The sequence below is a fragment of the Alloalcanivorax xenomutans genome, from assembly GCF_032810065.1.
GTDB classification, from domain to species: Bacteria; Pseudomonadota; Gammaproteobacteria; order Pseudomonadales; family Alcanivoracaceae; genus Alloalcanivorax; species Alloalcanivorax xenomutans.
In genome coordinates this window covers 1,337,670-1,361,095 of the sequence record NZ_CP136538.1, presented here as the reverse complement: position 1 = coordinate 1,361,095, position 23,426 = coordinate 1,337,670, and the positions used below count along the sequence as shown (strand labels likewise).

Genomic DNA, 23,426 nt, shown 5'->3' with positions numbered 1-23,426 from the left:
CAACCATTGAGCATCTTCGATGCTGACAAAAAGATCTAAATATCAGAACAAAGAAAACAGATAATACCTATTTTTCATCTAATCACCTGCCCTTTTAATACCCCCATCACCGCACGGTCCAGCGGGCCGGTGCCACTCTCAACCTTTAAGAGGCTTTCGATCATGACGTTATTGCAACCCGCTCTGCAGACTCGTAGCACCTGGGCACCGCTGCTGCTGCGCATCCCCGTGGGCATTATTTTCATGGCCCATGGCGCACAAAAACTGTTCGGCTGGTTTGGTGGCCATGGCCTGGAAGGCACCGGCCAATGGATGTCCTCCATCGGCCTGGAACCCGGCGTTCTGATGGCTCTGGCGGCGGGTTCGGCTGAGTTCTTCGGTGGCTTGTTGTTACTGATCGGCCTGCTGACACGGCCCGCGGCACTGGCACTTGCCTTCACCATGGTGATGGCGATTGTCACCGTCCATGTCGGCAACGGCCTGTTCATGAGCAACAACGGCTACGAATTCGGGCTTGCGCTGTTGGCGGCTTCGGTCTCACTGTTGGTCTCCGGCGGCGGCAACCTGAGCCTGGACCGGGCCCTCTACCCGGCGGACTGAAACACGCGGTCCTTTGCTTCCATCACTGCTCCGGTGCCGCCCGGCACGCCACGGCGGTACCGGCATGTTGCTCAGAAACCCTGTCGATTCTGAATCAGCGGACAACACTCCGCGGCCGCCCGGCGGCGTGCCTCCCTGGTCCGTGCCCCGATTCGCTCCGCCGATTGCCCGTGTCGGGCCTTGCGCCCGGCGCGCACATAAGCGACGACGAACAGCACCGATAGAATCAACACGATGGTGGGCGCCGGCGCGCTGTCGATAAAGAAGGACAGATAAACGCCACTGAAAGCACCGAACACCGCCACCAGCACCGACAGCAGCAACATCGCGCCGAAAGTGCGTGTGAGCAGGAAGACAATGGCGCCAGGCGCGATCAGCAGAGCGATGGCGAGAATCACCCCCACCGCCTGCAGCGCCCCGACGATGGTCATCGAGATCAGCGCCAGCAGCCCGTAATGCAGCCAGCCGGTTTTCAACCCCACCGCCCGAGCCTGGGCCGGATCGAACGCGTGCAGTAAAAGATCCTTCCATTTCAACCCGATAACACCGGTGGTAATCAGTGCGATCAGTGCCGCGGCAAGCAAGTCCGGGCCGGCGACACCAAGCAGGTCGCCGAACAGGATGTGATCGAGATGGACTTCCGACTGGATCTTCACATACAGCACCAGACCCAGCCCGAACATGCCGGCGAATACCACGCCCATCACCGTGTCCTGTTTGACCCGGCTGTGGTGATCGAGAAAGCCGGTGCCAACTGCACACAGCATGCCGGCGATGAACGCGCCCACCGCGTAAGGAATACCGATCAGGTAGGACACCACCACCCCGGGAAATACCGCGTGGGACATGGCGTCGCCCATTAGCGACCAGCCCTTTAACACTAGAAAACAGGACAGCAGCGCCATGGGTATCGCCATCAGCATGGCGACGATCAAAGCGTTGATCATGAAATCGAACTGAAACGGCGCCAGCAGAGTATCGATCAACGTCATACCGGCTCCGCGCAGGCCCGTGCCGCCCTTTTGCGCGCGGCCAGCAAACCGTGTTTCGGCGCCAACAGAAACACCAGCAGAAAAATCATCGTCTGCAGCACCACGATCACACCGCCGGTGGCGCCGTCGAGAAAATAACTGGCGTAGGCGCCGGTCAGGCTGGTGAGCGCACCGATCGCCACGGCGATCATCAGCAATCGGGCAAAGCGGTCGGTGAGCAGATAAGCGGTGGCGCCGGGCGTCACCACCATGCAGATCACCAGAAACGCGCCCACGGTCTGCAACGCCGCCACCGTCGACGCCGACAATAAGGTGAAGAACAGGATCTTGAGCCGGGTTGGATTGAGACCGATGGAGCGCGCGTGGCTCTCGTCGAAAAACGTCACCATCAGGTCCTTCCATTTGATCAGCAGCACGGCCAGGGAGACCAGGCCGATCACCGCCAGTTGCAGCGTGTCCGCTGGCGTGATGGCGAGAATGTTGCCCAGCACGATGGTCTGGATGTTCACCGCCGTGGGCGATAGAGAAACCATGAACAGCCCCAACCCGAAGAACGCGGAAAAGATCAAGCCGATCACCGCGTCCTCCCGCAGTTTGGTGCGCTGATTGAGAAACAGCATGGCGGCCGCCGCCAGGCCACCGGAGAAGAACGCGCCGATAAACATGGGCAGCCCGAACAGGTAGGCCCCCGCCACGCCGGGCACGATGGAATGCGACAAGGCGTCACCGATCAGCGACCAGCCTTTGAGCATCAGGAAACAGGACAGAAACGCGCAGACACCGCCGACCAGCGCGGATACCCACATGGCATTGACCATGTAGTGGTAACCGAACGGTTCCAGCAGCAAGGCGCTCATGGGTTATCGCCATTCCCTGCCGCGCGGGCCGATGCCCGGCCGTCCCTGAGAATCAGCGGCCGCTCGTCGTCGGTGAATACGCCAATCGGGATCGGCATGCCGCTGCCCGCCTCATTGACGACGAAGTGGCGCAGCACACCACCAAACGCCTGCTCCAGATTACGCTGGGTAAACACCTCGCTGGTGAGGCCATGGGCGAGAACGGTACGCTTGATCAGAATGGTGCGATCACAGAACTCCGGCACACTACCGAGATTATGCGTCGAGACCAGCATTACCCGGCCCTCTTCGCGCAGCTCCCGCAGCAGCGCCATGATCTGCTCCTCGGTTTTTACGTCAACGCCGGTGAAGGGCTCGTCGAGCAGAATCACCTGGCCGTCCTGGGCCAGCGCCCGGGCCAGAAACACCCGTTTTTTCTGGCCGCCGGACAGCTCGCCGATCTGCCGTTTGCGGAAGTCGGTCATATTCACCCGCGCCAACGCCGTCTCCACCGCCTGGTGATCGGCGGTCCGGGCCCGGCGCAACAGACCCATATGGCCGTAGCGTCCCATCATCACCACGTCTTCCACCAACACCGGGAAATTCCAGTCCACCTCTTCCGCCTGCGGCACATAGGCCACCAGATTGCACCGCAACGCCTGCCGGATCGGCATGCCGAGCACGCGAATGTCGCCCCGGGCCAGACGCACGAAGCCCATGATCGATTTGAACAGCGTGGACTTCCCCGAGCCGTTGACACCGACCAGCGCCGCGATGGTGCCACGCGGGATACGGAAGCTGGCGTCACGCAACGCGGTATGGCCGTTGCGGTAGGTCACCGTGGCCTGTTGCACGGCGATCCCCTCTCCGTGCTGGCGGGCGACACATTCGGCGAGGCGGGCGGCAACGGCGTTCATTGAGTCAGTCCTTTGGTAATGGTGGCGGCGGTGACCCGCAGCAGATCCAGATAGGTGGGCACCGGGCCATCCGGGCTGGTGAGGGAATCCACATAGAGCACGCCGCCGTAAGCAGCACCGGTTTCCCGCGCCACCTGACGGGCCGGGGAAGCGGACACGGTGCTTTCGGAAAACACCACCGGGATGTTTTCCGCCCTGACCGTATCGATCACCTTGCGGACCTGCTGGGGCGTGCCCTGCTGATCCGCGTTGATCGGCCACAGACACAGTTCCTTCAGATCAAAATCACGGGCCAGATAAGAGAACGCGCCCTCGCTGGTCACCAGCCAGCGCCGCGCCTCGGGCACCGCCGCCAGTTCCTGGCGAATCGGCTCGACCAGCGCCCGGATGCGGGCTTTGTATTGCTCGGCGTTGCGCCGGTAGGTATCCGCGTTGCCCGGGTCGTAACGCACCAGTGCATCACGAATGTTATCCACGTAGATCAACGCCGAAACCGGCGACATCCAGGCGTGAGGATTGGGCTTGCCGCGATAAGGCCCGTCACCGATACCCAGAGGCTCGATGCCGTCCGACACCACCACCCCGGGCACACCCCGTAAATGGCTGAAGAAGCGTTCGAACCACGACTCCAGATTCAAGCCGTTCCAAAGGATCAGATGCGCGCCCTGGGCGCGTTTGATATCACCAGGGGTGGGCTGATAGTTGTGGATCTCCGCCCCCGGTTTGACGATGGACTCCACGGTGGCGGCCTCCCCGGCCACGTTGCGGGCAATGTCGGCGATCACCGTGAAGGTGGTGACCACCTTGAACTTGTCCCCGGCTATCGCCGGCGTCATCGCCGACAGCATGATCAGCGCCGCGCCGATCCCCACAACCAGGACCAGCCGAATCGCCTTGCCAAGCATCACTCAATTCCTCCAATGACCCACGCCGGGTCCGTCCGGATCGTCCTCCCTATAATGAGTGAAATTGAGATTCATTTGCAAACAGGAATTACTTGTACTTATTCGACATTGCAGAAGAACAAGACTGCCCTCCACGTACCGCGCCACCACCGGTGCCATTGATTAATCGCTCTGCTCCAATCGCGCCAGCGCCTCACGGATCACGGCGATATCGGTGGGGCGCACCACTCTCGCCATCTCTTCACCGTCGCGCAGAAAAATCAGCGTCGGCCACAGCTTGACCCGGAACGAGCGGCCCAACCGCCGGCCCCGGCCGTCTTCCACCCGGATATGGTCGGTGGCGGCGTGCTCCAAAACCTCACGGATCAGCGGTTGCGCGGCAAGGCAGTGGCCACACCAGGGCGTGCCGAATTCCAATACCAGATTGCCCTTGCCGGCATCGATTTCCTCTCGTTCCGGCTCCCGCGCCACAAAGATTTCGTTGTAGCTCATTGCTGATTCTCCTGTTCCAAAGAGGCGCGAAAAGCGTCGACGAAGGCCCGCACCCGGGCCGGAATATAACGCCCTGGCGGATACACCGCGTGGATGCCGCCGTCCGGCAACCGCCAGTCCGCCAGCACCCGCACCAGACGGCCGGCCCGGATCTCCGCTTCCGCGGTGGGCTGAGCCATGACCGACAAGCCGGCGCCACGCGCCAGCATTTCCCGCAGGACACCGGTGGCGTTGGTGCGTAACCGGGCCTGCATTTGTACCCTGCATTGCCGTTCGCCTTTGCGAAAGTTCCAGGTCAATGGCGAGCGCAACGGCGTGAAGGCGACCCAGTCATGGTCGCTCAGAGCTTCCGGCGTGGCCGGTGTGCCTCTTTTGCGCAGATACTCCGGCGAGGCCATCAACCATTGCTGAAAGTGGCCCAGCACAGTGGAACGGAGCGTCGAATCCCGTAGCCAACCGAGACGGATCGCCAGATCGATGCCTTCGCGAACCATATCGGTGATCCGGTCGCCGCCGCGTAACTCCACCTGCAATCCCGGGTGCTCGGCACTGAATGCCGCCACCACCGGCGCCAGAGTCTGCATGGCGTAGTCCTCGGGAGCGGAGATCCGCAACTCACCGGTCAAGGTCTGCCGGTCCGCTTCCAGAGTGCCCAGCGCCGCTTCCAGGCCACTCCATAACGGCCGACATTGCTGATAGAACGCCTCGCCGGCCGGGGTCGGCTGCACCTGCCGGGTGGTGCGATGAAACAGGCTCTGGCCCAGGCGCTCCTCAAGACGACGGATCTGCAGGCTGACCCGGGTCTTGGTGCAGCCCAGGCGCTCGGCGGCGGCGGTGAAACTGCCCGCTTCCACCAGGGCGATAAATACCGGCAGGCTGTTGTAGTCGAGATCTTCCACGGCGGCCATGGTCAGCCCCATTGTTATCAATTTAAAAACACTGAATTATTGATTGGGCTGTTTTTCAAATCAATCACCGGTGCCACCATGGCTTTGTTTTCGAGCAATCTCTTCCTCATAAGGAGTTGGTTATGAACATTGCACTGATTGGCGCCAGCGGCTTCATCGGCTCCGCCCTGCTCAACGAGGCCCTGGAAAGGGGCCACCAGGTCACCGCCGTGGTCACTCACCCGGAACGCTTGCCGCAACACGAAAATCTGACGCCGGCGAAAGCGGACGTGATGGACAGCGAAGCCCTGGCCAAGGTGCTGGCCGGCCATGACGCCGTGATCAGCGCGTTCAGCGGGCATGCCCAGGACGACGTCTATGGCTACTACATCAAGGGCGTGGAATCGATCCTGCGCGCCCTGGAGAACGTCGACGCCAAGCGCTTCCTGATCGTCGGCGGGGCCGCGTCACTGGAAGTGGCTCCTGGCAAGCTGCTGTTCGATACGCCGGAGTTTCCGGAGCAGTACAAGGCCACCGCCCAGGGCGCCAAGGCGGCTCTGGAACTGTTGCGCGGCCAGAGCGAACAGACCTGGACCATGCTGTCCCCGGCGGCGGAGATCTTCCCTGGCGAGCGCACCGGACGATTTCAGCTCGGCGGCGACCAGTTGATCACCGATCAGGACGGCAACAGCCGCATTTCGGTGCAGGACTACGCGGTAGCCATGATCGACGAACTGGAAAACCCACAACACCGGGATCAGCGCTTTACCCTGGGCTATGTCTGATCAGATATTGGCGCCACCGTCCATGGCGAACTCCGAGCCGGTCACCGAGCGGGCCTCGGGGCCGGCCAGCCAGGACACCAGCGCCGCCAGATGATCGGGGTCGTTGTAGCGGGGAATCGCCATGAGCGCCCGCTGGCCATCGGCATGGTCGCCGCCCGCGGGGTTCATATCGGTGTCGGTGGACCCCGGATGCACCACGTTGGCGGTGATACCACGCTCACCCAGATCCCGGGCCAGCGCCTTGGTGAAACCGATCAATGCCGCCTTGCTCATGGAGTACAAAGTCAGCCCCGCCCAGGGCACCCGTACCGCCAGGCTGCTGCCCAGATTGATCACCCGTCCCCCCTCCGGCAGCAGGTCCACCGCCGCCCGGGTGGCGACGAACACCGCCTGGGTGTTCACCTCCATGACCCGCCGATAATCCTCCAGGGTCAGTTCGCTGATCGGGCGCATCTCGAAAATGCCGGCGTTGTTGACCAGGATATCCAACCCGCCAAGAGCGTCCGCCGCCTCACGCACCGCCGCCGCCAGAGTCTCACTGTCGCGGTTGTCGGCACGTAACGCCAGCGCCCGCCCGCCTCTGCTTTCGATATCCGCCACCACCGCCTCGGCAGCGGCCGGCTGGCTGGTGTAGGTGATCGCCACCCGGGCGCCGTCGGCGGCAAGGCGACGGGCGATGGCGGCCCCGATACCCCGGCTGCCACCGGTCACCAAGGCCACTTTACCGTTCAAATCCGTCATGACTCTCTCCAAATATGTAGTGATCAATACAAATAAGAAATGACGTGCGGAATCGACGCCGTCAAGTTATTTTTTATTGATCGATACATAAAAAGGAGCCCCCATGCCACCCCGCGGCAGACCCCGCAACTTCGACCGGGAAACGGTATTGCGCAAGGCACTGGACGTGTTCTGGCGCAAAGGCTTCGAACACGCCTCCATGGCCGACCTCACCGCCGCCATGGGGCTGAACCCGCCCAGCCTGTATGCCGCCTTCGGCAGCAAGGAGGGGTTATTCCGCGAAGTCCTGGAGCTGTACCGGCGGCACGGCGGCAGCGGCATCTGGGAACCGGTGGCGGACAGCGCCAGTGCCCGTGAGGCGGTGGCTCATGTGTTGCGCCAATCGGCTCGGGCGTTCAGTCATGAAGACCGTCCGCCAGGCTGTCTGATCGTACTCGCCGCGCCGCAATCGGAGGGCGCCAGTCCAGCCATTTGCGAAATATTGAGGGAGCACCGGACGCGCAACATCAGCGTCCTGCGGGAGCGCTTCGAACGGGCTGTCGCCGAGGGTGAACTGGCGCCGGAAACGGATTGCCAGGCCCTGGCGACATACCTGGCGACGCTGCAGCACGGCATGTCGATCCTGGCACGCGATGGCGCCGACGGCGCCACCCTGATGAGCGTGGCGGATACCGGCCTGGCCGCCTGGGACGCCCTGATCAGCCGGCCGCCAGCACCCGCGCCAGATCCGCACTGAAATGGCGCGCCACCTCCGGCTCCAGTCCGGTCACGGTGACGCGCAAAGCGCCGGCGCCGGCGCCAAGACGGAAAGGCCGGTCATCGCGCACCAGCCAACCCCGCCGAGCCAGCGCCGCGGTGACCGGCGCCGCCGGCCCCGGCAGCGGTATCCATAGATTGAGACCATCGCCGTCCCACGGACACAGCCCCTGATCCCGCAGAGCCCGTGACAAGGTATCCCGGCGCCGCCGGTAATCGGCGGCGGCCTCCGTCACCCGCGCCATTACCGCGCTGCTCTCCAGGCACGATGCCACCATATCCTGCAGCAAATGGCTGACCCAGGCGGTACCGGAGGCCAGCCGCTGGCCAAGCCGGCTGGCGCTGTCCTCATCGCTGACCACCAGCGCCAGACGCAGATCCGGTCCAAAACACTTTGATACCGAGCGTACCACTGCCCAATGCCGGCTCCGCGACGACGCCAGTGGCTGGTATTCCGCCCGCGACAACGGGGCGAAGTGATCGTCCTCGATCACCAGCACGTCCGGATATTCGGCCAGCACCTGGCGCAATGCCGCGGCCCGACCCGCGCTGAGGTTGCACCCAGTGGGGTTGTGGGCGCGCGGTGTGCACAAAACGGCACGGGCGCCGCTGGCGAGGGCCTGACGCAAGCCATCCACGGTCATGCCTTCCCCGTCCACCGGCACGCCCATGGGACGCAGGCCCAGTAAACGCAGCGTATGGATGCTGCTGAGGAAACAGGGATCTTCCACCGCCACCGGATCGGCGGGCACCAGATGGGCGGTCAGCAGCCGTTCGATGGCGTCCACCGCTCCGTGGGTCACGGTCAGCACCGGATCTGGACAGGGCACGTCCCGGAACCAAGGCTCCGCCAGAGCCGCCAATCGGGGCGACACCGGTGGCTCACCGTACAGGCGCGGTTGCCCGGACAGCGCCGCCGCCAGGGCGCGCGGGTCCGGCAACCAGCGCGGGTCCGGATTACCGCTGGCGAGATCCATCAACGGCGAGTCCGGTGCCGCGCCTTCCCGTGGGCCTGGTGCCGCAGGCTCTCGAATCAGCGTCCCCAACCGCCCCCGGGTTTCCGCCACGCCAACCACCACCAGCCGCTTGTAGGCAGCAGCCACGGTATTGCGGTTCACGCCCAGCCGCGCCGCCAGTTCCCGCACCGGCGGCAGCGCCTGGCCCGGTTCCAGGGCACCGCTTCGCACCTCGGCCCGCACGCTGTCGACGATCTCCGCCGCGCTTTGTCCCGTAATCGCCATTTTTTGTCCTATGACAATATGGATTTTGACCTGTGACAATCATAAACTAAGCACTCTCCAAGTGCCCATGGGAGCCCGGTGATGACACCAGACCCAACCCAAACGCCCCCTTCATCCTACCCGCCAGCGGCAACGGAGGCGCGGATTCGCGCCAATCTGGCGTCGGTGCGCCGGCGCATCGACGATGCCTGTTACCGGTGCGGCCGGGACCCGGCCACGGTACGCCTGCTGCCAGTGAGCAAGACCGTGGCGGTGGAACGGCTGCGGCTGGCCTACGCCGCCGGTTGCCGGGAACTGGGCGAGAACAAGGTTCAGGAAGCCCGCCATAAACATCAGACACTGGCGGATCTGACCGACCTGCGCTGGTCGGTGATCGGCCATCTGCAGACCAACAAGGCCCGCTACGTGGCCCGTTTCGCCAGTGAATTCCAGGCCCTGGACAGCATCCGGGTGGCCGAGGCACTGGAACGCCGGTTGCAGCAGGAAGGCCGCGCCCTGGACGTCATGGTGCAGGTGAACACCTCCGGCGAGGACAGCAAATATGGCCTGGCGCCGGATCAGGTGGCGCCATTTCTGAAGGCATTGACGCCGTTCTCCTGCCTGCGGGTCCGAGGCCTGATGACCCTGGCGTTGTGGTCGTCCGACACCGACCGGGTGCGCGCCTGCTTCGTCCGGTTGCGCCAGTTGCGGGACCAACTACGCCAGAGCGCGCCGGACCGGATCGATCTGACGCACTTATCCATGGGCATGTCCGGCGACTTTGAAACCGCCATCGAGGAAGGCGCCACCGTGGTTCGGGTGGGTCAGGCCATCTTCGGCGCGCGTCCCCTGCCCGACAGTCACTACTGGCCGGACGCGGCTTCTTCTCCCACACCGCAAGCGGAGCAAACCCAATGACGATGAACACCGCCGTGGCCCTGCGCCACCTGGCTTTCGAGGATCTGGGCACGCTCGAGCCCCTGCTGCGCGAATGGGGTTGGCAAATCCAATACCGCGATATCGGCGTGGACACCCTCGAGGATTTATTCGATGCCCCGCCTGGCCTGCTGATCGTACTCGGCGGTCCGATCGGCGCTTTCGACGACCGTCTCTATCCGTATCTGCAATCCGAGCTGGCCCTGATCAGCGAACGTCTACTGCGACGGCAGCCGTTGCTCGGCATCTGTCTCGGCGCGCAATTGATGGCCCGGGCCCTGGGCGGCCGAATCAGCGCCATGCCGGAAAAGGAAATCGGTTTCGCGCCCGTTCAACTGACCCGCGCCGGCCTGGCCTCGCCGCTGACCGCTCTGGAAGACGTGCCGGTGTTGCATTGGCACGGCGACCGGATTCAATTGCCGGCGGCCGTGTCCAGTCTGGCCACGACGACGCCTTGCCCGACCCAGGCGTTCGCCGCCGGCCACCACGCGCTGGGCCTGCAGTTTCACATCGAAGCGGACCCGGAAAAGCTGGAGCGCTGGCTGATCGGCCACACCCTGGAACTGTCGGGGGCCGGCATTGATCTGGAACAGTTGCGCCGGGACGCCGCGGAACACGGCCATTCTCTGATTCGGGCGGCGCGACGGCTGATGACTCAGTGGCGGGATCAATGGGAGCAAAAACAATGACGCAGTACCGTTTGACCATCCACCACCGGGGCCGGCTGTTGGGGCATTTCGAAACCGATAGCGCCGACGCCAGGGCGGCCATGGAACAGGTGCGAGGCTGCTTCTCCGAAGCCTCCGGCTACCAGCTCTCCGTCCAGGTGGCGAACGAGGAATACCGTTTGCTGGAAAGCGGACCCGACGGTTTGAGGGTTCTCGGCCGCCGGCCCTTGTACCAGCCACTCCCCGGGGAAGCCTGATCAGGTTCCGGTACCGCCCAGCATGGCCAATAGCCGCTGGCTGAGAAAGCGCCCCACCTCCTCGCTGTCCCCACCGCGGGCGATGAGGTCATCGGCCAGACCGTGCATGCTCCAGAACGCGATGACCGCCAGCCGCCGCCAATCCGCCTGAGGCCAGGCGCCGGCTTCACCGCCGGCGCGCAGAATCGCCTCCACCTGATCCAGCACCTGGTTCAGATCAGGGTCACTGCGATCATGATAGTGATCGGCGTACACCAGATCGTGCAGCCGAAAGTCCTCGACGCAGATCGACAGGCTGCGCTGGCACCAGGCGCTGAGCCGGCCGCGCCAGTCGTCTTCGGCACAGGCTTCCACCGCTTCCGACACCCGTTCCAGGAAACGACGGGCGAAGCGCTCGCGAAGTGCCGGCAACAAGTCCGTTTTGGTGTTGAAGTAATGGTAGAAAGTGCCCTTGGCGACACCGGCCCGTTCGACGATATCGTCCACCGTGGTGGCCTTCATACCCTTTTCCAGAAACAACACCTGGGCCGCACTGACCAATTCATCCAGACGTACTTCCGCGGGCTTCACCTGCCGCTGCCGTTGCTTGGTTTTCAAGGGACTTCCTTCCATTAGCGCCTTCCACGCGAGAACACCATCGCCCGTCAGTGTATCCGTTCACGCCGGATCGTCCCAGGAAACCGCCTCCGCCGTCCCATGTGTCGCTAATGCAATCATAAAAGCGCTATATTCACTCCACTCGTCGAGTGATACGAACAATGGAGGCGCGCCCTGGACCGGTTGGAGCTACTCAGAATCTTCGTGCGTGTGGTGGACTGCGGCAACTTCACCCGTGCCGCGGAAACCCTGCCGCTGCCGCGCTCGTCGGTGTCCGGCGCGGTCAAAACGCTGGAACAGCGTGTCGGCGCGCGGCTGCTGCATCGCACCACACGCCAGGTCACCGTCACCGAGGAAGGGCATCGTTTCTACGATCGTTGTGTGCGCCTGCTTGCCGATTACGAAGAAACCGAGGAGCTGTTCCGCCCCGGCAAGGCCCCGGCCGGCCGCATCCGCGTCAATGTGCCGGCCCGTATCGGCCGGCTGGTCCTGGCTCCGGCGCTACCGGCCTTTCTTGACCGCTATCCGGATATCAAGGTGGATCTGTGCGTGGCCGACCGCCAGGTGGACCTGGTGCAGGAAGCGGTGGACTGTGTCATCCGCGTCGGTCCACTGGCCGACTCCTCGTTGATCGCCCGGCCGTTGGGGCAATTGGAGCTGATCAATTGCGCCAGCCCGGCGTACCTGCGGCGCCATGGTACACCGCGTACAGTGGAAGAACTGCCGTCACATCGGGCGGTGCACTATATCGCGCCCAGCCAGGGCCGCCCCGAGCCCTGGGAGTATCTGCGCGATGGTGAATACCACCAGGTGGAGATACCCGGCGCCGTGGCGGTGAACAACACCGAGTTGTATATCGCCTGCTGCCGGGCCGGGCTGGGTATGATCCAGGTGCCGGCCTACGATGTTCGCGAGGATCTGGACAACGGCCTGCTTTGCGAGGTACTGCCCGAGTGGCGGGCGGAGCCCATGGACATCACTTTGCTGTATCCGCAGCGCCTGCATCTGTCGCACCGCTTCCAGGTGTTTTCCCAGTGGCTGGAAACGGTGATCGGCGAACGCCTGCGCCCCGCGCCCCGGCGTTAAGAGTGTTCATCCCGCGCGTACACCACCAGACGCAGATGGCGATCCTCGTCCACGATCAGGGTGGTGTGCTGGTAGCGCTGGACTTGCCCATCGCGAAACAACTCCCGGCTGCCCGTGCACGGCGCTTGCACGTCCTGGCCGGGCCACCATTGGCGGAATTCCGGCGAGGCCCGTTCCAATTGCCGAACCAGATCGGTGATGCTGGGATCGGTGGTGGCGCGCACGAAATCACGGCGGAAGCTGGCCAGCATGCGCGGCGCTTGTTCGGCCCAGTTCACGAACACGCCGCGAAGGTCCTCGGCGGTGAACAACAGCCACAGCAGATTGCGCTGCCCCGCCGGCCGCCGTTCGAAATCAAACAGGGTCTGGGCCGCCGCGTTCCAGGCCAACACATCCCAGCGCAAATTGAGCACGTAAGCCGGATGGTGGGGCCAGTCGTCCATTAAACGCCGTACCAGCGGGGGCACCGAGCACCAGGTTTTGCCCGGTTCCACCGGCGGCCGGTTCTGTGCCAGCAAAAACAGATGGCGGCGCTGGGCGCCGTCCAGTTTGAGCACCCGGGCGATGCGTTCCAGTACCGGCGCGGACACGCCGATCTCCCGTCCCTGCTCCAGCCAGGTGTACCAAGTCACCCCGACCCCGGCGAGCGTGGCCACTTCCTCACGGCGCAAACCGGGCGTGCGCCGGCGTCCACTGTCCGCCAGCCCCACCTGCTCCGGAGTGATAGCCTCCCGGCGGGCGCGCAGAAAAGCGGCCAGTTCCCGGCGTGTGCGCTGCAGCCTTGGCGTGGCCATGGGGGTTACCTCTTGTAATAGGATAAAAAGCTAAATTGTAATGCGATAAAGGGTCGCCAGAATAGCTCCTCTTCACCCACAAGAGGAGACCATGATGGCATCCCGTTCCCCCCTTGCTTCGTCCCTTCCCCATGGCAAGGGCATTCCCGGTCTACCGCTATTGTTGCTCGGCGGCTTTGTCACCATTTTTGATCTGTTCGTGGTCAACGTGGCGATCCCCAGCATGCAGCGGGACCTGGGTGCCAGTTTCGCGCAAATCGGCTTCGTGCTGGCTGGCTATGAACTGGCCTTCGGCGCTCTGCTCATCACCGGCGGCCGTCTCGGCGACCGCTTTGGACGGCGGCGTCTGTATCTCTGGGGGATGGCGCTTTTCACCCTGGCTTCTCTGCTGTGCGGCATCGCCCCCACGGCGGAAGCGCTGATCGCCGCCCGGGTGTTCCAGGGCGGTGCCGCTGCTCTGCTCTTTCCGCAGATCTACGCCTCTCTGCGCGTGCTCTACGACGCCGACACTCAGCGCCGGGCGTTTGCCTGGCTGGGCATGACACTGGGGTTTGCGGCCATTGCCGGGCAAGTGCTGGGCGGCTGGCTGGTGCATCTGGACCTGGCCGGTCTGGGCTGGCGCACCATCTTTCTGATCAATCTCCCCATCGGGCTGCTGACACTGCTGTTCGGCGGGCGCGTGGCCGAATCCCGCCTGGAGCAGCGGCCGGATCTGGATGGTGCCGGTGTGCTGCTGGTGGCCGCCGGTTTGACACTGTTGCTGGTAGCACTGCTGGAAGGCCCGGCCCGGCACTGGCCGCTGTGGTGCTGGGGCGCGCTGGTACTATCCGGCCTGTTGCTGGCGCAATTCAGTCTTCAGCAACGTCGCCGGCAACGCCGGGGGCTTCTCCCTCTGGTGGATATGACGCTACTGCGACAACCGGCTTTCGCCCTGGGCTGTGTGCTGGTCACACTGATTTATTCCACCTCCAGCTCCTTCTTCCTGTGCTTCGCGCTACTGGTGCAAACCGGGCTGGGGCTGGATCCGTTCCAGGCCGGGGCGCTGTTCGCACCGGCCAGTGCTGGTTTCATGGCGTCGTCATTGCTGGCTTCACGCTGGGTATCACGCTATGGCGCCACGACACTGGTAGCCGGGGGTGGTCTTTACGCGGTTTCCCTGGGCTTACTGATCATGCAGGTGAAGTGGACAGCGGAGGGAGGCCTGTTGGCCTGGTGGATTCCGGCATTGATCGCGGTGGGCTTTGGTCAGGGCCTGGTAATGACCCCGTTGCTGAATCTGATTCTTGGGGTGGTGCCGCGGCGGCAGGCGGGCATGGCCTCCGGGGTGATCTCCACACTGCAACAGGTGGGCGCCGCCCTCGGCGTCTGCGCCATGGGCATGCTGTTCCTCGGCACTTTGCGGGCCGCCCCGGCGGCGGAGCCTGCCGCCGCCCACGTGGACGCGTTCGTCGTTGCCATGTTGTACAACCTGACGGCGGCGGTGGTGTCCTGCGTGCTGTTGCAGCGGCTGCGCAGGTTGGGGCATAACGCCTGACGCCCCAAAATGGAAACCGCGCCCACCATCCCTATCGGCGGGCGCTTACCGTCGGCTGATTTCGTTATTTTCTTTTTTCTTCTTCCCTTTGTCGTAGTGCCACTTGATGGCGAAGAACATGCCCGTGCCGAACACGACAATCTTGAACGTAAAGAAAACTATAGGGATCCAATTCATCATTCGGAGTCTTTCCAGTCCATGACTTGACACTGTCTATCGTGAGGGGCGCCTCAACGGGTAGTGCCACTTGTTCGGACAGTGTTCCGGGATTTTCGAGTGGAACGCGCCAGGCAATCGTGCTGCCGTTTTAATCGCGGGCAGCGTCGCGAAGTATGCCTCATCCGGGGTTTGATCGGCCAGGACCGCGTGTGATATCAAGCGCTCTTCACAACATCCGAACGTCCACCACCGTGGACCAGGCGGTGAGCAGCAACAGCAGCGCCATGGCGCGGTTGAACCAGCGCAGGCGCCCCGGCGAACGGGTCCAGGCGGCGGCTTTGATGCCCAGCCAGGCCCAGATCGCCATGCACGGCAGCGCCACCAGAAAGAAGATCAGCGACAACAAAGCCACGCGACCACCTTGCCCGGCGCCCGGGGTGACGAACACCCCCATGACCGCCAGCGCCATCATCCAGACTTTCGGATTCACCAGTTGCAGGGTGGCGGCCACGGTGAAGCCACGGCCGCGGCCGAGCGCCCGTTCGTCGTCACCAAGGGAATCGCTGCGGAACAGATGCCAGGCCATCCAGCTCAGCCAGGCCACACCCGTCCAGGCGATGGCCCGCTGGATCTGGGGGTGCTCCGCCAGGGAGCGGGTCAGGCCGCTGCCGACCAACAGCACGATGGTGGTGGCGGCGGCGCAGCCGCCGATCACCATGGGCAGCGCCGAAGGCCAGCCATGACGGGAAGCGTTGCTCATCACCAGAACATTAGTGGGACCGGGCGTGATCGAGGCGACAAAGGCAAACAGAAAAAACGCGACCAGGGATTCCATGACACCAACCCTCAACCAGATGGGAGGGCTATCGTCGCGTAGCGGCCGTTGTCAGTCTGGAAGCTTTGAGCAACGATTACGGTAATAGGCCGGCGTCATCGCATAAGCACGGCGAAACCAGCGTCCAAGATGACTTTGATCGGCGAACCCGGTGGCCGCCGCCACTTCCGCCGGTGTTTCGCCCCGAGCCAGCAAGCGGCGGGCTTCGACCAGACGCAGTTGCACCAGATAAGCGTGCGGCGACATGCCGAACGCCGCTTTAAAGGCCCGCGTGATACGGAAACGGTCGCAGCCGAGCGCCCGCGCCACGTCGTCCATGCCGATATCCTCGGCAATATGAGCATGCAGGAATTCCCGCGTCTTCGCCGCCAGCAACGGCATCGCCGGATGCGGCTGCGGCCGGCGCCGCCATTGCACATGGCAGGTCAGCCGCTCCAGCAGCGTATCCAACGCCGCCTGCCGGGTGATACGAAAATCGCCGTGATGCATCACATCGAAAGCAGTACCGATGGCGCGAGCCAGCCGCACGTCGCTGCTCATGGCATCCTGAAACGCCATGCGGTAATGATCGGGGCGCTGTTCGAACAATCCTCCCAACCGCTGATGCAGCCATTGCGGATCAATGTACAGTAGTCGGTAGGTAAAGCCTTCCGGCGTCGGCCCGTGGCCGTCATGGACATCACCGGGTTCCAGCAGAATCACTTTACCTGGTGTGCTCTCATGGCGGGTGCGCCCCAGATGAAACCGCTGCACGCCCTGTTCGGTGAGCCCGATGGCATAGGTATCATGCCAATGCGGATCGTAGGCGTGACCTTCGAAATGGGCGCGCAAACTCTCGATCCCGGTTTCCGGATCGCGAGACAGATCAACCCAATTGGTGGACGTCATTGCCGTTCCTTGCCACTGTCTGGAGCGGATTCGCCCCGTGGTGTCATTACTATTACAGAAACAGGTACAGAAATAGATACAGAAATCGGTTAGTGCAATTGATCATCAATACAACCCCGGACGGGGGTGCGTCTGGAACATTTGTGCAGCGCCCCTCTACTCTTCAGTGGTATCAGCATCCCATGGGAATAAAAAATGAAATTTCTCTGTCTGGCCTATGAAGCGGAACAGGCTCTCACCGATCTGACGCGGGAACAATGGCAGGCGCTGCGCCAGGAAACGCTGGACTATGTGGAAACCTTGCGCGCCGGGGGGCACCTGGTCGACACCCACGCGCTGCAAAGCGCGCGTCGGGCCAAAACCACCCGCGTCCGTGGCGGCAAGGTCTCGGTCACCGATGGTCCATTCGCGGAAACCAAGGAGCAGCTGGGCGGCTTTTTCCTGATCGAAGCACAGGATTTCGATGAAGCCCTGCGCCTGGCCCAGGGCTGGCCGTCGGCGCGGCTGGGCACGATTGAAGTGAGGCCGGTCGAGGAGGCTCTGCGCGAGGAAGGGCGGTATTGAAGGAGCTCTACGAAACCACTGAAGGAGCTTGCCCCGCAAGCGAATTACGCTGCATTAGATGAATTCGCTTGCGGGGCAAGCTCCCACAGCGGCTTCGTAGCTCTCCCCGAGGGAAGCGAGCCGCAATCAGTTCTGACCGGCAATACGCTCCGCACGCAGCCGTTGGATCGCTTCGGCGGACAGCCCCAGGGTTTGCGCCAGCACCTCGTCGGTATGCTCACCGAGAAGCGGCGGCGCGGTGCGATACTCCACCGGTGACGCCGACAGCCGCAGCGGGCTGGCCACCTGCGGTACCGTGCCCAGACTCGGGTGCGGCATTTCCAGTTGCATGCCCCGGGCCTGGACGTGGGGATCCTGAAACACATCGGCGATGCTGTTGACCGGCCCGCAGGGCACACCGGCCTGTTCCAGAACCTCGATCCATTCCCGGGTGGTGCGCATTACCGTGGTCTGCCGCATCAACGGAATCAAGGTGTCGCGATTGTCCACGCGGGCGCGGTTGGTGGCGTAGCGGTCGTCCGCGGCCCACTCCGGGTGTCCGGCCACCTCACAGAAGCGGGCGAACTGACCGTCGTTGCCAATCGCCAGGATCACATCGCCATCAGCGGTGGGGAAATCCTGGTACGGCACCACGCTGGGATGAGCATTGCCCATGCGCGTCGGTGCTTGACCGGTGGTGAGGTAATTGAGTGTCTGGTTGGCCAGACAAGCGACCTGCACATCCAGCAGCGCCATATCAATGTGCTGGCCTTCGCCGGTCTGATTGCGATGTTCCAGCGCGCCGAGAATGGCAATGGTGGAATACAGGCCGGTGGTGATGTCGGTGAGCGCCACGCCCACTTTCATCGGGCCGGCACCGGGCTCACCGTCACGATGGCCGGTGATGCTCATCAACCCGCCCATGGCCTGAATCAGAAAATCGTAGCCGGGGCGGCTGGAGTAAGGCCCGGTCTGACCGAAGCCGGTGATGGAGCAATAAATCAGCCCGGGGTTGTCCTCGGACAAGGATTCATAATCCAGACCATAGCGGCGCAGGCCGTCTTTTTTGAAGTTCTCGATCACCACATCGCTTTGCGCGGCCAGTTCACGGATCAGCGCCTGCCCTTCCGGGTGGGCGATATCAATGGCCACCGATTTCTTGTTGCGATTGGTGCACAGATAATAGGCGGACTGGTCACTGTCGTGACCCTCCGCGTCCTTGGCGTAGGGCGGCCCCCAGATACGGGTATCGTCACCGCTGCCGGGCCGCTCCACCTTGATCACCTCGGCGCCCAGATCGCCCAGGATCTGGCCGGCCCAGGGGCCGGCCAGAACGCGGGACAAATCGAGCACGCGCAGGTGCGACAGCGCGCCACTCATAACAGTCCCTTAGTTGGTGAAGGCTTGCAGGCCGGTTTGCGCGCGGCCGAGAATCAGCGCGTGCACGTCGTGGGTCCCTTCGTAGGTGTTCACCACTTCCAGGTTGACCAGGTGGCGGGCCACACCGAACTCGTCGGAGATGCCATTACCGCCCATCATGTCACGGGCCAGCCGCGCGATGTCCAGCGCCTTGCCACAGGAGTTGCGCTTCATGATGGAGGTGATTTCCACCGCCGCGGTGCCTTCGTCCTTCATCCGGCCCAGACGCAGACAGCCCTGCAGGCCCAGGGTGATCTCGGTCTGCATGTCGGCCAGTTTCTTCTGGATCAACTGGTTGGCGGCCAGCGGACGGCCAAACTGCTTGCGGTCCAGGGTGTACTGACGGGCGGTGTGCCAGCAGAACTCGGCGGCGCCCAACGCCCCCCAGGAAATACCGTAACGGGCGGAGTTCAGGCAAGTGAACGGACCACGCAGGCCGGACACGCCCGGCATCAGGTTTTCTTCCGGCACGAACACATTGTCCATGACGATTTCACCGGTGATGGAGGCGCGCAGGCCGACCTTGCCGTGAATCGCCGGGGCGCTCAGACCTTCCCAGCCTTTTTCCAGAATAAAGCCGCGGATCTTGTCGTCCTCGGTCTTGGCCCAGACCACGAACACATCGGCGATGGGGCTGTTGGTGATCCACATCTTGGCGCCGGAGAGCAGGTAGCCGCCGTCGGTTTTCTTGGCGCGGGTGACCATGCTGCCCGGGTCGGAACCGTGGTCCGGCTCGGTCAGGCCGAAACAGCCGATCCATTCTCCGCTGGCCAGCTTCGGCAGGTATTTCTGCTTTTGCTCTTCGCTGCCGAACTCGTTGATCGGCACCATCACCAGGGAAGACTGCACGCTCATCATGGAGCGGTAACCGGAATCCACCCGTTCCACTTCACGGGCAATCAGGCCGTAGCACACATAGTTGAGGCCCGCGCCGCCGTAGGCTTCCGGAATGGTGGCGCCCAGCAGCCCGAGTTCGCCCATTTCACGGAAGATTTCCACATCGGTGTGCTCGTTGCGGAAGGCGTTGAGCACCCGCGGCATGAGTTTGTCCTGCGCGTACTGGTAGGCGGTATCGCGCACCATGCGCTCGTCTTCGGTGAGTTGCTGATCCAGCAGGAGGGGGCTCGCCCAGTCAAAGGCTGCATTATTGGCCACGGTTATTCCACCTTTTCACTTCAAGAAGGGATGAGAGACTGCCCGGTCAGGCACGAAGGCGCTATTTGGGCGGGTTTGGCGCCATGCTATACAGGCCGCGGTGGTCAGAACAAGCCACTTTCTCGCACGCCTTTGTGCTATTTTATCACTTGTGAATGGAAACCGACCGGGAAGACCCGTATGCGACGCAAGATCCCCAGCACCGCCGCTTTGATCGGCTTCGAGGCGGCCGCGCGCCATCAGAGCTTCACCAAAGCCGCCGAGGAACTGGCCCTGACGCAAAGCGCCGTTTGCCGCCAGATCGCGGCCCTGGAGGACTTTCTGGGCGTCAAACTGTTCCGCCGCTCACGCCCGGGCGTGCGGCTCACCGAAGCGGGTCGCGATTACAGCCGCCGGGTCAGCGTCCATCTTGATGAATTGGAACGGGATACACTGGCGGTGATGGGGGACCACGGTGCCGCCAACACCCTGGAACTGGCGGTGGTGCCCACCTTCGGCACCCGCTGGCTGCTGCCGCGGCTGAAGGACTTCCGCCGTGCCCACCCCGGCGTCACCGTTAATCTGACCAACCGCACCAAACCCTTTCTGTTCGCCGAAACCCGCTTCGACGCGGCGATCTATTTCGGCGACGGCGACTGGCCCGGCACCGAAGCCACCTTGTTAATGCATGAGGAACCGATGCCGGTGTGCAGCCCGCGTCTGATCGCCCCGGAACGGGAGCTGGATGCACAGACCATCGCCGGCCTCACCCTGCTGCAACAAACCACCCGCCCCTACGCCTGGCGTGAGTGGTTCGATTCCGCCGGTCTGCGGGTGGAGCGTGATATGACCGGCCCGCGTTTCGAACTGTTCACCATGCTGGCCGAAGCCGCCATGCAGGACATGGGGATTGCCCTGATTCCACCGTTCCTGATCCGCGAGGAACTGGCCTCCGGACGGCTGATCCTTCCATTACCGCACAGCTACCGCAGTTCCTGGGCTTACCACTTTATCCTGCCGGAACAGAAGGCGGAGAATCCGTTGTTGCTGCTGTTTCGGGATTGGCTGGTGGCGGAAATCGAACACTTCCGGGAGCGCGGCGGGCTGACAGCGGCGCCGGCACCACAGGCGGTTTGACGCCGGGCGAGACGCATGGGTGTCGTGGCTCACACGCCGCGATCTTTTCCGCATCCGATGTCTTCCCTATGTCATTTCCTGGCGTTAACCTTGGACACGATGTCGAATTCCCCACCTCGTCGTTCGACTCAATGACGACTCAAAAAAAGGAGAGACCAATGAACTACAAAGGAAGTTGTCATTGCGGAAACGTCGCCTTCGAAGCCGAAGGCGAGTTGGACGGCGCCATGTCCTGTAACTGCTCCATCTGTCAGCGCAAGGGATCCCTGATGTGGTTCATTCCCCGGGATCACCTGCGGCTGCTGACGGCGGAGGACGACATCGCCACCTACACCTTCAATCAGCATGTGATCCAACATCACTTTTGCCCGAAGTGCGGCATTCACCCCTACGGTGAGGGGGTGGATCCGGAAGGCAATCGGATGGCCGCGATCAACATACGTTGTCTGGAAGGTGTCGACCTGGATTCGGTTCCCGTGCAGCGGTTCGACGGCCGCGCCATGTAACCGGTCCGGTTCGCCGACCAACCCGCCGAGCGACTGACCCACGCTCTTCACACTGCCCTTCGGGCATACCCGAACCTCATGGAGGTTCCTCTGTCGCGTTGCGGTAACGGGAAACCGTCGGCCCGTTCCCGCCACCTCCGTTCCAACTAACCTATGGTGGCGTACCGCGCGGCATCTTGTAGTAAGTGAAAGGATAACGACTGTGACACAGGAGAATATGGAAGCTTCCAACGCGTCACCACCCGCCGCCACGCGGCGTGAGTGGCTGGGTCTGGCGGTGCTGATGTTGCCCACGGTGCTGCTGGCCCTGGACATGACCGTGCTGCATCTGGCGGTACCACAGCTGAGCGCGGACCTGCACCCCACCAGTGATCAGTTGCTGTGGATTCTCGACATCTACGGTTTCATGATCGCCGGCTTTCTGGTGACCATGGGCACGCTGGGTGACCGCATCGGTCGGCGTAAACTGCTGCTGGCCGGCGCCACCGCTTTCGGTGCCGCTTCGGCGTTGGCGGCCTTCGCCACCAGCGCGGAAATGCTGATCGCCGCCCGCGCGCTGCTGGGCATCGCCGGCGCGACCTTGATGCCCTCCACCCTGTCGCTGCTGCGCAACATGTTCCATCAGGAGCATGAGCGCACCGTGGCGATTACGGTGTGGATGACCGGCTTTATCGTCGGCAGCGCCATCGGCCCGCTGGTGGGCGGCGCTCTGCTGGAATTTTTCTGGTGGGGCTCGGTGTTTTTGCTGGGTGTGCCGGTGATGGCGCTGTTGTTGGTGTGCGGCCCATTATTGTTGCCGGAATTCCGCGACGAGCAGGCCGGCCGCCAGGATTTTCTCAGCGCCCTGCTGTCGGTGGCCATGGTGATCGCGGTGATCTATGGCTTGAAGGACATGGCCCGCAACGGCATATCCTGGGCGCCCTTGCTGTCCATCGCCGCGGGCCTGGTGATCGGCATGCTGTTCGTGCGCCGGCAACGCCGTTTGGCGGAGCCGATGTTCGATCTGGCGCTGTTCCGCAACCGTACTTTCAGCACCTCGGTGGTGGCCATGCTGCTCACCGTGCTGGCGCTGTCCGGTGCCTGGCTGATGGTGTTCCAGTATCTGCAGGGCGTGTTGGGGCTGTCGCCGTTACATGCCGGTCTGGTGATGCTGCCGCCGGCGGTGATCCAGACCATCGTGTCGCTGCTGGTGCCACGCCTGACCCGCTATATGAGTCGAGGCGTGCTGGTCAGTGTCGGCCTGCTGTTGTCGGTGTTCGGCTTTCTTTCCATGGCCATGGTCACCGGCATGGACAACATGGCCTGGCTGGTGGCCGGCATGGTGATCATGGGAGTCGGAGTCATGCCGATGATGATCCTGGGCACCGACATGGTGGTCAGCGCCGCTCCACCCAACAAGACTGGCGCCGCCTCGGCGACATCGGAGACCGCCACGGAACTGGGCATGGCCCTGGGTATCGCGGTGATCGGCAGTGCCGGCGCCGCGGTTTACCGCGCGCACATGGCCGGAGTCCTGCCGCCGGATCTGCCGGCGGATCTGGCGCTGGCCGCCGGTGACACTCTGGGCGGCGCTCTGGATGCCGCCAGTCAGCTGCCGCCGGACGTGTCCGATCTGGTGCTGTCGGGGGCGCGTGAGGGCTTTACCCAGGCCCTGCACACCAATGCCCTTATCGGCGCGGCGATCGTTGCCATCACCGCGATTATGGTGGGCTGGCTGCTGGCTCGCCGTCAGGCCATACCGGCCGCCCCGGATGACACCACGCAAACCGAAACCCCGTGACCCAACGCCGGGCTCCCTCCGA

General features: G+C 63.3%; 27 protein-coding genes. 13 read left to right on the top strand and 14 right to left on the bottom strand.

Annotated elements, in window-relative coordinates:
* Nucleotides 1-162: 162 nt before the first annotated feature.
* Nucleotides 163-600 carry a DoxX family protein gene (locus RYH70_RS06465; RefSeq protein WP_055099093.1) on the top strand — a complete coding sequence of 146 codons (438 nt, stop codon included), beginning with the start codon at nt 163-165 and terminating at the stop codon, nt 598-600.
* A gap of 71 nt (nt 601-671) precedes the next feature.
* On the opposite strand, the gene RYH70_RS06460 is transcribed toward RYH70_RS06465, so the two are convergent.
* The 6 genes from RYH70_RS06460 to RYH70_RS06435 form a co-directional block, all read right to left on the bottom strand.
* Nucleotides 672-1,592, bottom strand: a complete 921-nt coding sequence (locus RYH70_RS06460) for a metal ABC transporter permease (protein WP_026949036.1) — start codon at nt 1,590-1,592, stop codon at nt 672-674.
* Nucleotides 1,589-2,449 carry a metal ABC transporter permease gene (locus RYH70_RS06455; RefSeq protein ID WP_022995468.1) on the bottom strand — a complete coding sequence of 287 codons (861 nt, stop codon included), beginning with the start codon at nt 2,447-2,449 and terminating at the stop codon, nt 1,589-1,591. The genes RYH70_RS06460 and RYH70_RS06455 overlap by 4 nt, the downstream gene beginning before the upstream one ends.
* Nucleotides 2,446-3,345 carry a manganese/iron ABC transporter ATP-binding protein gene (locus RYH70_RS06450; RefSeq protein ID WP_055099090.1) on the bottom strand — a complete coding sequence of 300 codons (900 nt, stop codon included), beginning with the start codon at nt 3,343-3,345 and terminating at the stop codon, nt 2,446-2,448. The genes RYH70_RS06455 and RYH70_RS06450 overlap by 4 nt, the downstream gene beginning before the upstream one ends.
* Nucleotides 3,342-4,250, bottom strand: a complete 909-nt coding sequence (locus RYH70_RS06445) for a metal ABC transporter substrate-binding protein (RefSeq protein WP_317009956.1) — start codon at nt 4,248-4,250, stop codon at nt 3,342-3,344. Before RYH70_RS06445 ends, RYH70_RS06450 begins: the two co-directional genes overlap by 4 nt.
* Nucleotides 4,251-4,412: 162 nt before the next feature.
* Nucleotides 4,413-4,742: a thioredoxin family protein gene (locus RYH70_RS06440; RefSeq protein WP_316310067.1), complete on the bottom strand. Its 330-nt coding sequence runs from the start codon at nt 4,740-4,742 to the stop codon at nt 4,413-4,415.
* Entirely contained in the window at nt 4,739-5,650 is a 912-nt protein-coding gene (locus tag RYH70_RS06435; RefSeq protein WP_026949037.1) for a LysR family transcriptional regulator, read from the bottom strand. Before RYH70_RS06435 ends, RYH70_RS06440 begins: the two co-directional genes overlap by 4 nt.
* Before the next feature lie 122 nt (nt 5,651-5,772).
* On the opposite strand from RYH70_RS06435, the gene RYH70_RS06430 reads away from it, so the two are divergent.
* On the top strand, nt 5,773-6,414 hold the full coding sequence (locus RYH70_RS06430; RefSeq protein WP_055099088.1) for an NAD(P)-dependent oxidoreductase: 642 nt from the start codon (nt 5,773-5,775) through the stop codon (nt 6,412-6,414).
* On the opposite strand, the gene RYH70_RS06425 is transcribed toward RYH70_RS06430, so the two are convergent.
* Entirely contained in the window at nt 6,415-7,155 is a 741-nt protein-coding gene (locus RYH70_RS06425; protein WP_022995462.1) for an SDR family NAD(P)-dependent oxidoreductase, read from the bottom strand.
* Nucleotides 7,156-7,258: 103 nt separating this feature from the next.
* On the opposite strand from RYH70_RS06425, the gene RYH70_RS06420 reads away from it, so the two are divergent.
* On the top strand, nt 7,259-7,891 hold the full coding sequence (locus RYH70_RS06420) for a TetR/AcrR family transcriptional regulator (protein ID WP_022995461.1): 633 nt from the start codon (nt 7,259-7,261) through the stop codon (nt 7,889-7,891).
* Here the strand turns inward: RYH70_RS06420 and ptsJ are convergent.
* Nucleotides 7,854-9,152: a MocR-like B6 salvage transcription factor PtsJ gene (gene ptsJ / locus RYH70_RS06415; protein WP_055099087.1), complete on the bottom strand. Its 1,299-nt coding sequence runs from the start codon at nt 9,150-9,152 to the stop codon at nt 7,854-7,856. The genes RYH70_RS06420 and ptsJ overlap by 38 nt on opposite strands.
* 81 nt (nt 9,153-9,233) lie before the next feature.
* Here ptsJ and RYH70_RS06410 point away from each other — a divergent pair, with 81 nt between their 5' ends.
* Genes RYH70_RS06410 through RYH70_RS06400 form a run of 3 tightly spaced genes read left to right on the top strand, consistent with a single transcriptional unit; the run spans nt 9,234 to nt 10,992 of the window.
* A complete protein-coding gene (locus RYH70_RS06410; RefSeq protein ID WP_031228364.1) occupies nt 9,234-10,049 on the top strand; it encodes a YggS family pyridoxal phosphate-dependent enzyme in 816 nt (271 codons plus the stop codon).
* The gene (locus RYH70_RS06405) at nt 10,046-10,756 is read left to right on the top strand and encodes a glutamine amidotransferase (protein ID WP_317009955.1); all 711 of its coding nucleotides are present in this window, start codon (nt 10,046-10,048) and stop codon (nt 10,754-10,756) included. The genes RYH70_RS06410 and RYH70_RS06405 overlap by 4 nt, the downstream gene beginning before the upstream one ends.
* Nucleotides 10,753-10,992 (top strand): hypothetical protein, encoded by a 240-nt coding sequence (locus tag RYH70_RS06400; RefSeq protein WP_022995457.1) that lies wholly within the window; start codon nt 10,753-10,755, stop codon nt 10,990-10,992. Before RYH70_RS06405 ends, RYH70_RS06400 begins: the two co-directional genes overlap by 4 nt.
* Here RYH70_RS06400 and RYH70_RS06395 read toward each other — a convergent pair whose 3' ends face one another.
* On the bottom strand, nt 10,993-11,589 hold the full coding sequence (locus RYH70_RS06395; RefSeq protein ID WP_026949040.1) for a TetR/AcrR family transcriptional regulator: 597 nt from the start codon (nt 11,587-11,589) through the stop codon (nt 10,993-10,995). It abuts the gene before it with no gap.
* 183 nt (nt 11,590-11,772) lie between these two features.
* Between RYH70_RS06395 and RYH70_RS06390 the strand changes: the two genes are divergently transcribed.
* Nucleotides 11,773-12,675, top strand: coding sequence for a LysR family transcriptional regulator (locus tag RYH70_RS06390; protein WP_284455313.1), 903 nt, complete (start codon nt 11,773-11,775; stop codon nt 12,673-12,675).
* On the opposite strand, the gene RYH70_RS06385 is transcribed toward RYH70_RS06390, so the two are convergent.
* Nucleotides 12,672-13,469 carry a helix-turn-helix transcriptional regulator gene (locus tag RYH70_RS06385; protein ID WP_284455314.1) on the bottom strand — a complete coding sequence of 266 codons (798 nt, stop codon included), beginning with the start codon at nt 13,467-13,469 and terminating at the stop codon, nt 12,672-12,674. The genes RYH70_RS06390 and RYH70_RS06385 overlap by 4 nt on opposite strands.
* Before the next feature lie 91 nt (nt 13,470-13,560).
* On the opposite strand from RYH70_RS06385, the gene RYH70_RS06380 reads away from it, so the two are divergent.
* Nucleotides 13,561-15,003: an MFS transporter gene (locus RYH70_RS06380; RefSeq protein WP_284455315.1), complete on the top strand. Its 1,443-nt coding sequence runs from the start codon at nt 13,561-13,563 to the stop codon at nt 15,001-15,003.
* A 9-nt stretch (nt 15,004-15,012) separates the two neighbouring features.
* A complete protein-coding gene (locus RYH70_RS06375) occupies nt 15,013-15,210 on the top strand; it encodes a hypothetical protein (protein WP_157367616.1) in 198 nt (65 codons plus the stop codon).
* A 178-nt stretch (nt 15,211-15,388) separates the two neighbouring features.
* Here the strand turns inward: RYH70_RS06375 and RYH70_RS06370 are convergent, their stop codons facing one another.
* The gene (locus tag RYH70_RS06370; RefSeq protein ID WP_317009954.1) at nt 15,389-15,997 is read right to left on the bottom strand and encodes a LysE family translocator; all 609 of its coding nucleotides are present in this window, start codon (nt 15,995-15,997) and stop codon (nt 15,389-15,391) included.
* A 51-nt stretch (nt 15,998-16,048) separates the two neighbouring features.
* A complete protein-coding gene (locus RYH70_RS06365) occupies nt 16,049-16,885 on the bottom strand; it encodes an AraC family transcriptional regulator (RefSeq protein ID WP_022995450.1) in 837 nt (278 codons plus the stop codon).
* A 195-nt stretch (nt 16,886-17,080) separates the two neighbouring features.
* On the opposite strand from RYH70_RS06365, the gene RYH70_RS06360 reads away from it, so the two are divergent.
* Nucleotides 17,081-17,449 carry a YciI family protein gene (locus RYH70_RS06360; protein ID WP_055099082.1) on the top strand — a complete coding sequence of 123 codons (369 nt, stop codon included), beginning with the start codon at nt 17,081-17,083 and terminating at the stop codon, nt 17,447-17,449.
* A 126-nt stretch (nt 17,450-17,575) separates the two neighbouring features.
* Here RYH70_RS06360 and RYH70_RS06355 read toward each other — a convergent pair whose 3' ends face one another.
* The gene (locus RYH70_RS06355) at nt 17,576-18,808 is read right to left on the bottom strand and encodes a CaiB/BaiF CoA transferase family protein (RefSeq protein WP_022995448.1); all 1,233 of its coding nucleotides are present in this window, start codon (nt 18,806-18,808) and stop codon (nt 17,576-17,578) included.
* Nucleotides 18,809-18,817: 9 nt separating this feature from the next.
* On the bottom strand, nt 18,818-20,002 hold the full coding sequence (locus tag RYH70_RS06350; protein WP_022995447.1) for an acyl-CoA dehydrogenase: 1,185 nt from the start codon (nt 20,000-20,002) through the stop codon (nt 18,818-18,820).
* A 180-nt stretch (nt 20,003-20,182) separates the two neighbouring features.
* Between RYH70_RS06350 and RYH70_RS06345 the strand changes: the two genes are divergently transcribed.
* From RYH70_RS06345 to RYH70_RS06335, 3 genes are all read left to right on the top strand, one after another.
* Complete coding sequence (locus tag RYH70_RS06345; RefSeq protein WP_284456139.1) at nt 20,183-21,118, top strand: LysR family transcriptional regulator; 936 nt, start codon at nt 20,183-20,185, stop codon at nt 21,116-21,118.
* A 158-nt stretch (nt 21,119-21,276) separates the two neighbouring features.
* On the top strand, nt 21,277-21,624 hold the full coding sequence (locus RYH70_RS06340; RefSeq protein WP_022995445.1) for a GFA family protein: 348 nt from the start codon (nt 21,277-21,279) through the stop codon (nt 21,622-21,624).
* 217 nt (nt 21,625-21,841) lie between these two features.
* Entirely contained in the window at nt 21,842-23,404 is a 1,563-nt protein-coding gene (locus tag RYH70_RS06335; protein ID WP_317009953.1) for an MFS transporter, read from the top strand.
* Nucleotides 23,405-23,426 lie beyond the last annotated feature (22 nt).

Excerpts from the sequence above, each read along its gene's own strand:
- RYH70_RS06420 (WP_022995461.1), top strand. The coding sequence starts at position 7,259 with ATGCCACCCCGCGGCAGACCCCGCAACTTCGACCGGGAAACGGTATTG.
- RYH70_RS06400 (WP_022995457.1), top strand. The coding sequence starts at position 10,753 with ATGACGCAGTACCGTTTGACCATCCACCACCGGGGCCGGCTGTTGGGG.
- RYH70_RS06345 (WP_284456139.1), top strand. The coding sequence starts at position 20,183 with ATGCGACGCAAGATCCCCAGCACCGCCGCTTTGATCGGCTTCGAGGCG.
- RYH70_RS06465 (WP_055099093.1), top strand. The coding sequence starts at position 163 with ATGACGTTATTGCAACCCGCTCTGCAGACTCGTAGCACCTGGGCACCG.
- RYH70_RS06425 (WP_022995462.1), bottom strand. The coding sequence starts at position 7,155 with ATGACGGATTTGAACGGTAAAGTGGCCTTGGTGACCGGTGGCAGCCGG.
- RYH70_RS06360 (WP_055099082.1), top strand. The coding sequence starts at position 17,081 with ATGAAATTTCTCTGTCTGGCCTATGAAGCGGAACAGGCTCTCACCGAT.
- RYH70_RS06440 (WP_316310067.1), bottom strand. The coding sequence starts at position 4,742 with ATGAGCTACAACGAAATCTTTGTGGCGCGGGAGCCGGAACGAGAGGAA.
- RYH70_RS06370 (WP_317009954.1), bottom strand. The coding sequence starts at position 15,997 with ATGGAATCCCTGGTCGCGTTTTTTCTGTTTGCCTTTGTCGCCTCGATC.
- RYH70_RS06335 (WP_317009953.1), top strand. The coding sequence starts at position 21,842 with ATGGAAGCTTCCAACGCGTCACCACCCGCCGCCACGCGGCGTGAGTGG.
- RYH70_RS06380 (WP_284455315.1), top strand. The coding sequence starts at position 13,561 with ATGATGGCATCCCGTTCCCCCCTTGCTTCGTCCCTTCCCCATGGCAAG.
- RYH70_RS06460 (WP_026949036.1), bottom strand. The coding sequence starts at position 1,592 with ATGACGTTGATCGATACTCTGCTGGCGCCGTTTCAGTTCGATTTCATG.
- RYH70_RS06445 (WP_317009956.1), bottom strand. The coding sequence starts at position 4,250 with ATGCTTGGCAAGGCGATTCGGCTGGTCCTGGTTGTGGGGATCGGCGCG.
- RYH70_RS06430 (WP_055099088.1), top strand. The coding sequence starts at position 5,773 with ATGAACATTGCACTGATTGGCGCCAGCGGCTTCATCGGCTCCGCCCTG.
- RYH70_RS06410 (WP_031228364.1), top strand. The coding sequence starts at position 9,234 with ATGACACCAGACCCAACCCAAACGCCCCCTTCATCCTACCCGCCAGCG.
- RYH70_RS06450 (WP_055099090.1), bottom strand. The coding sequence starts at position 3,345 with ATGAACGCCGTTGCCGCCCGCCTCGCCGAATGTGTCGCCCGCCAGCAC.
- RYH70_RS06375 (WP_157367616.1), top strand. The coding sequence starts at position 15,013 with ATGGAAACCGCGCCCACCATCCCTATCGGCGGGCGCTTACCGTCGGCT.
- RYH70_RS06435 (WP_026949037.1), bottom strand. The coding sequence starts at position 5,650 with ATGGCCGCCGTGGAAGATCTCGACTACAACAGCCTGCCGGTATTTATC.
- RYH70_RS06355 (WP_022995448.1), bottom strand. The coding sequence starts at position 18,808 with ATGAGTGGCGCGCTGTCGCACCTGCGCGTGCTCGATTTGTCCCGCGTT.
- RYH70_RS06455 (WP_022995468.1), bottom strand. The coding sequence starts at position 2,449 with ATGAGCGCCTTGCTGCTGGAACCGTTCGGTTACCACTACATGGTCAAT.
- RYH70_RS06340 (WP_022995445.1), top strand. The coding sequence starts at position 21,277 with ATGAACTACAAAGGAAGTTGTCATTGCGGAAACGTCGCCTTCGAAGCC.
- ptsJ (WP_055099087.1), bottom strand. The coding sequence starts at position 9,152 with ATGGCGATTACGGGACAAAGCGCGGCGGAGATCGTCGACAGCGTGCGG.
- RYH70_RS06385 (WP_284455314.1), bottom strand. The coding sequence starts at position 13,469 with ATGGCCACGCCAAGGCTGCAGCGCACACGCCGGGAACTGGCCGCTTTT.
- RYH70_RS06405 (WP_317009955.1), top strand. The coding sequence starts at position 10,046 with ATGACGATGAACACCGCCGTGGCCCTGCGCCACCTGGCTTTCGAGGAT.
- RYH70_RS06365 (WP_022995450.1), bottom strand. The coding sequence starts at position 16,885 with ATGACGTCCACCAATTGGGTTGATCTGTCTCGCGATCCGGAAACCGGG.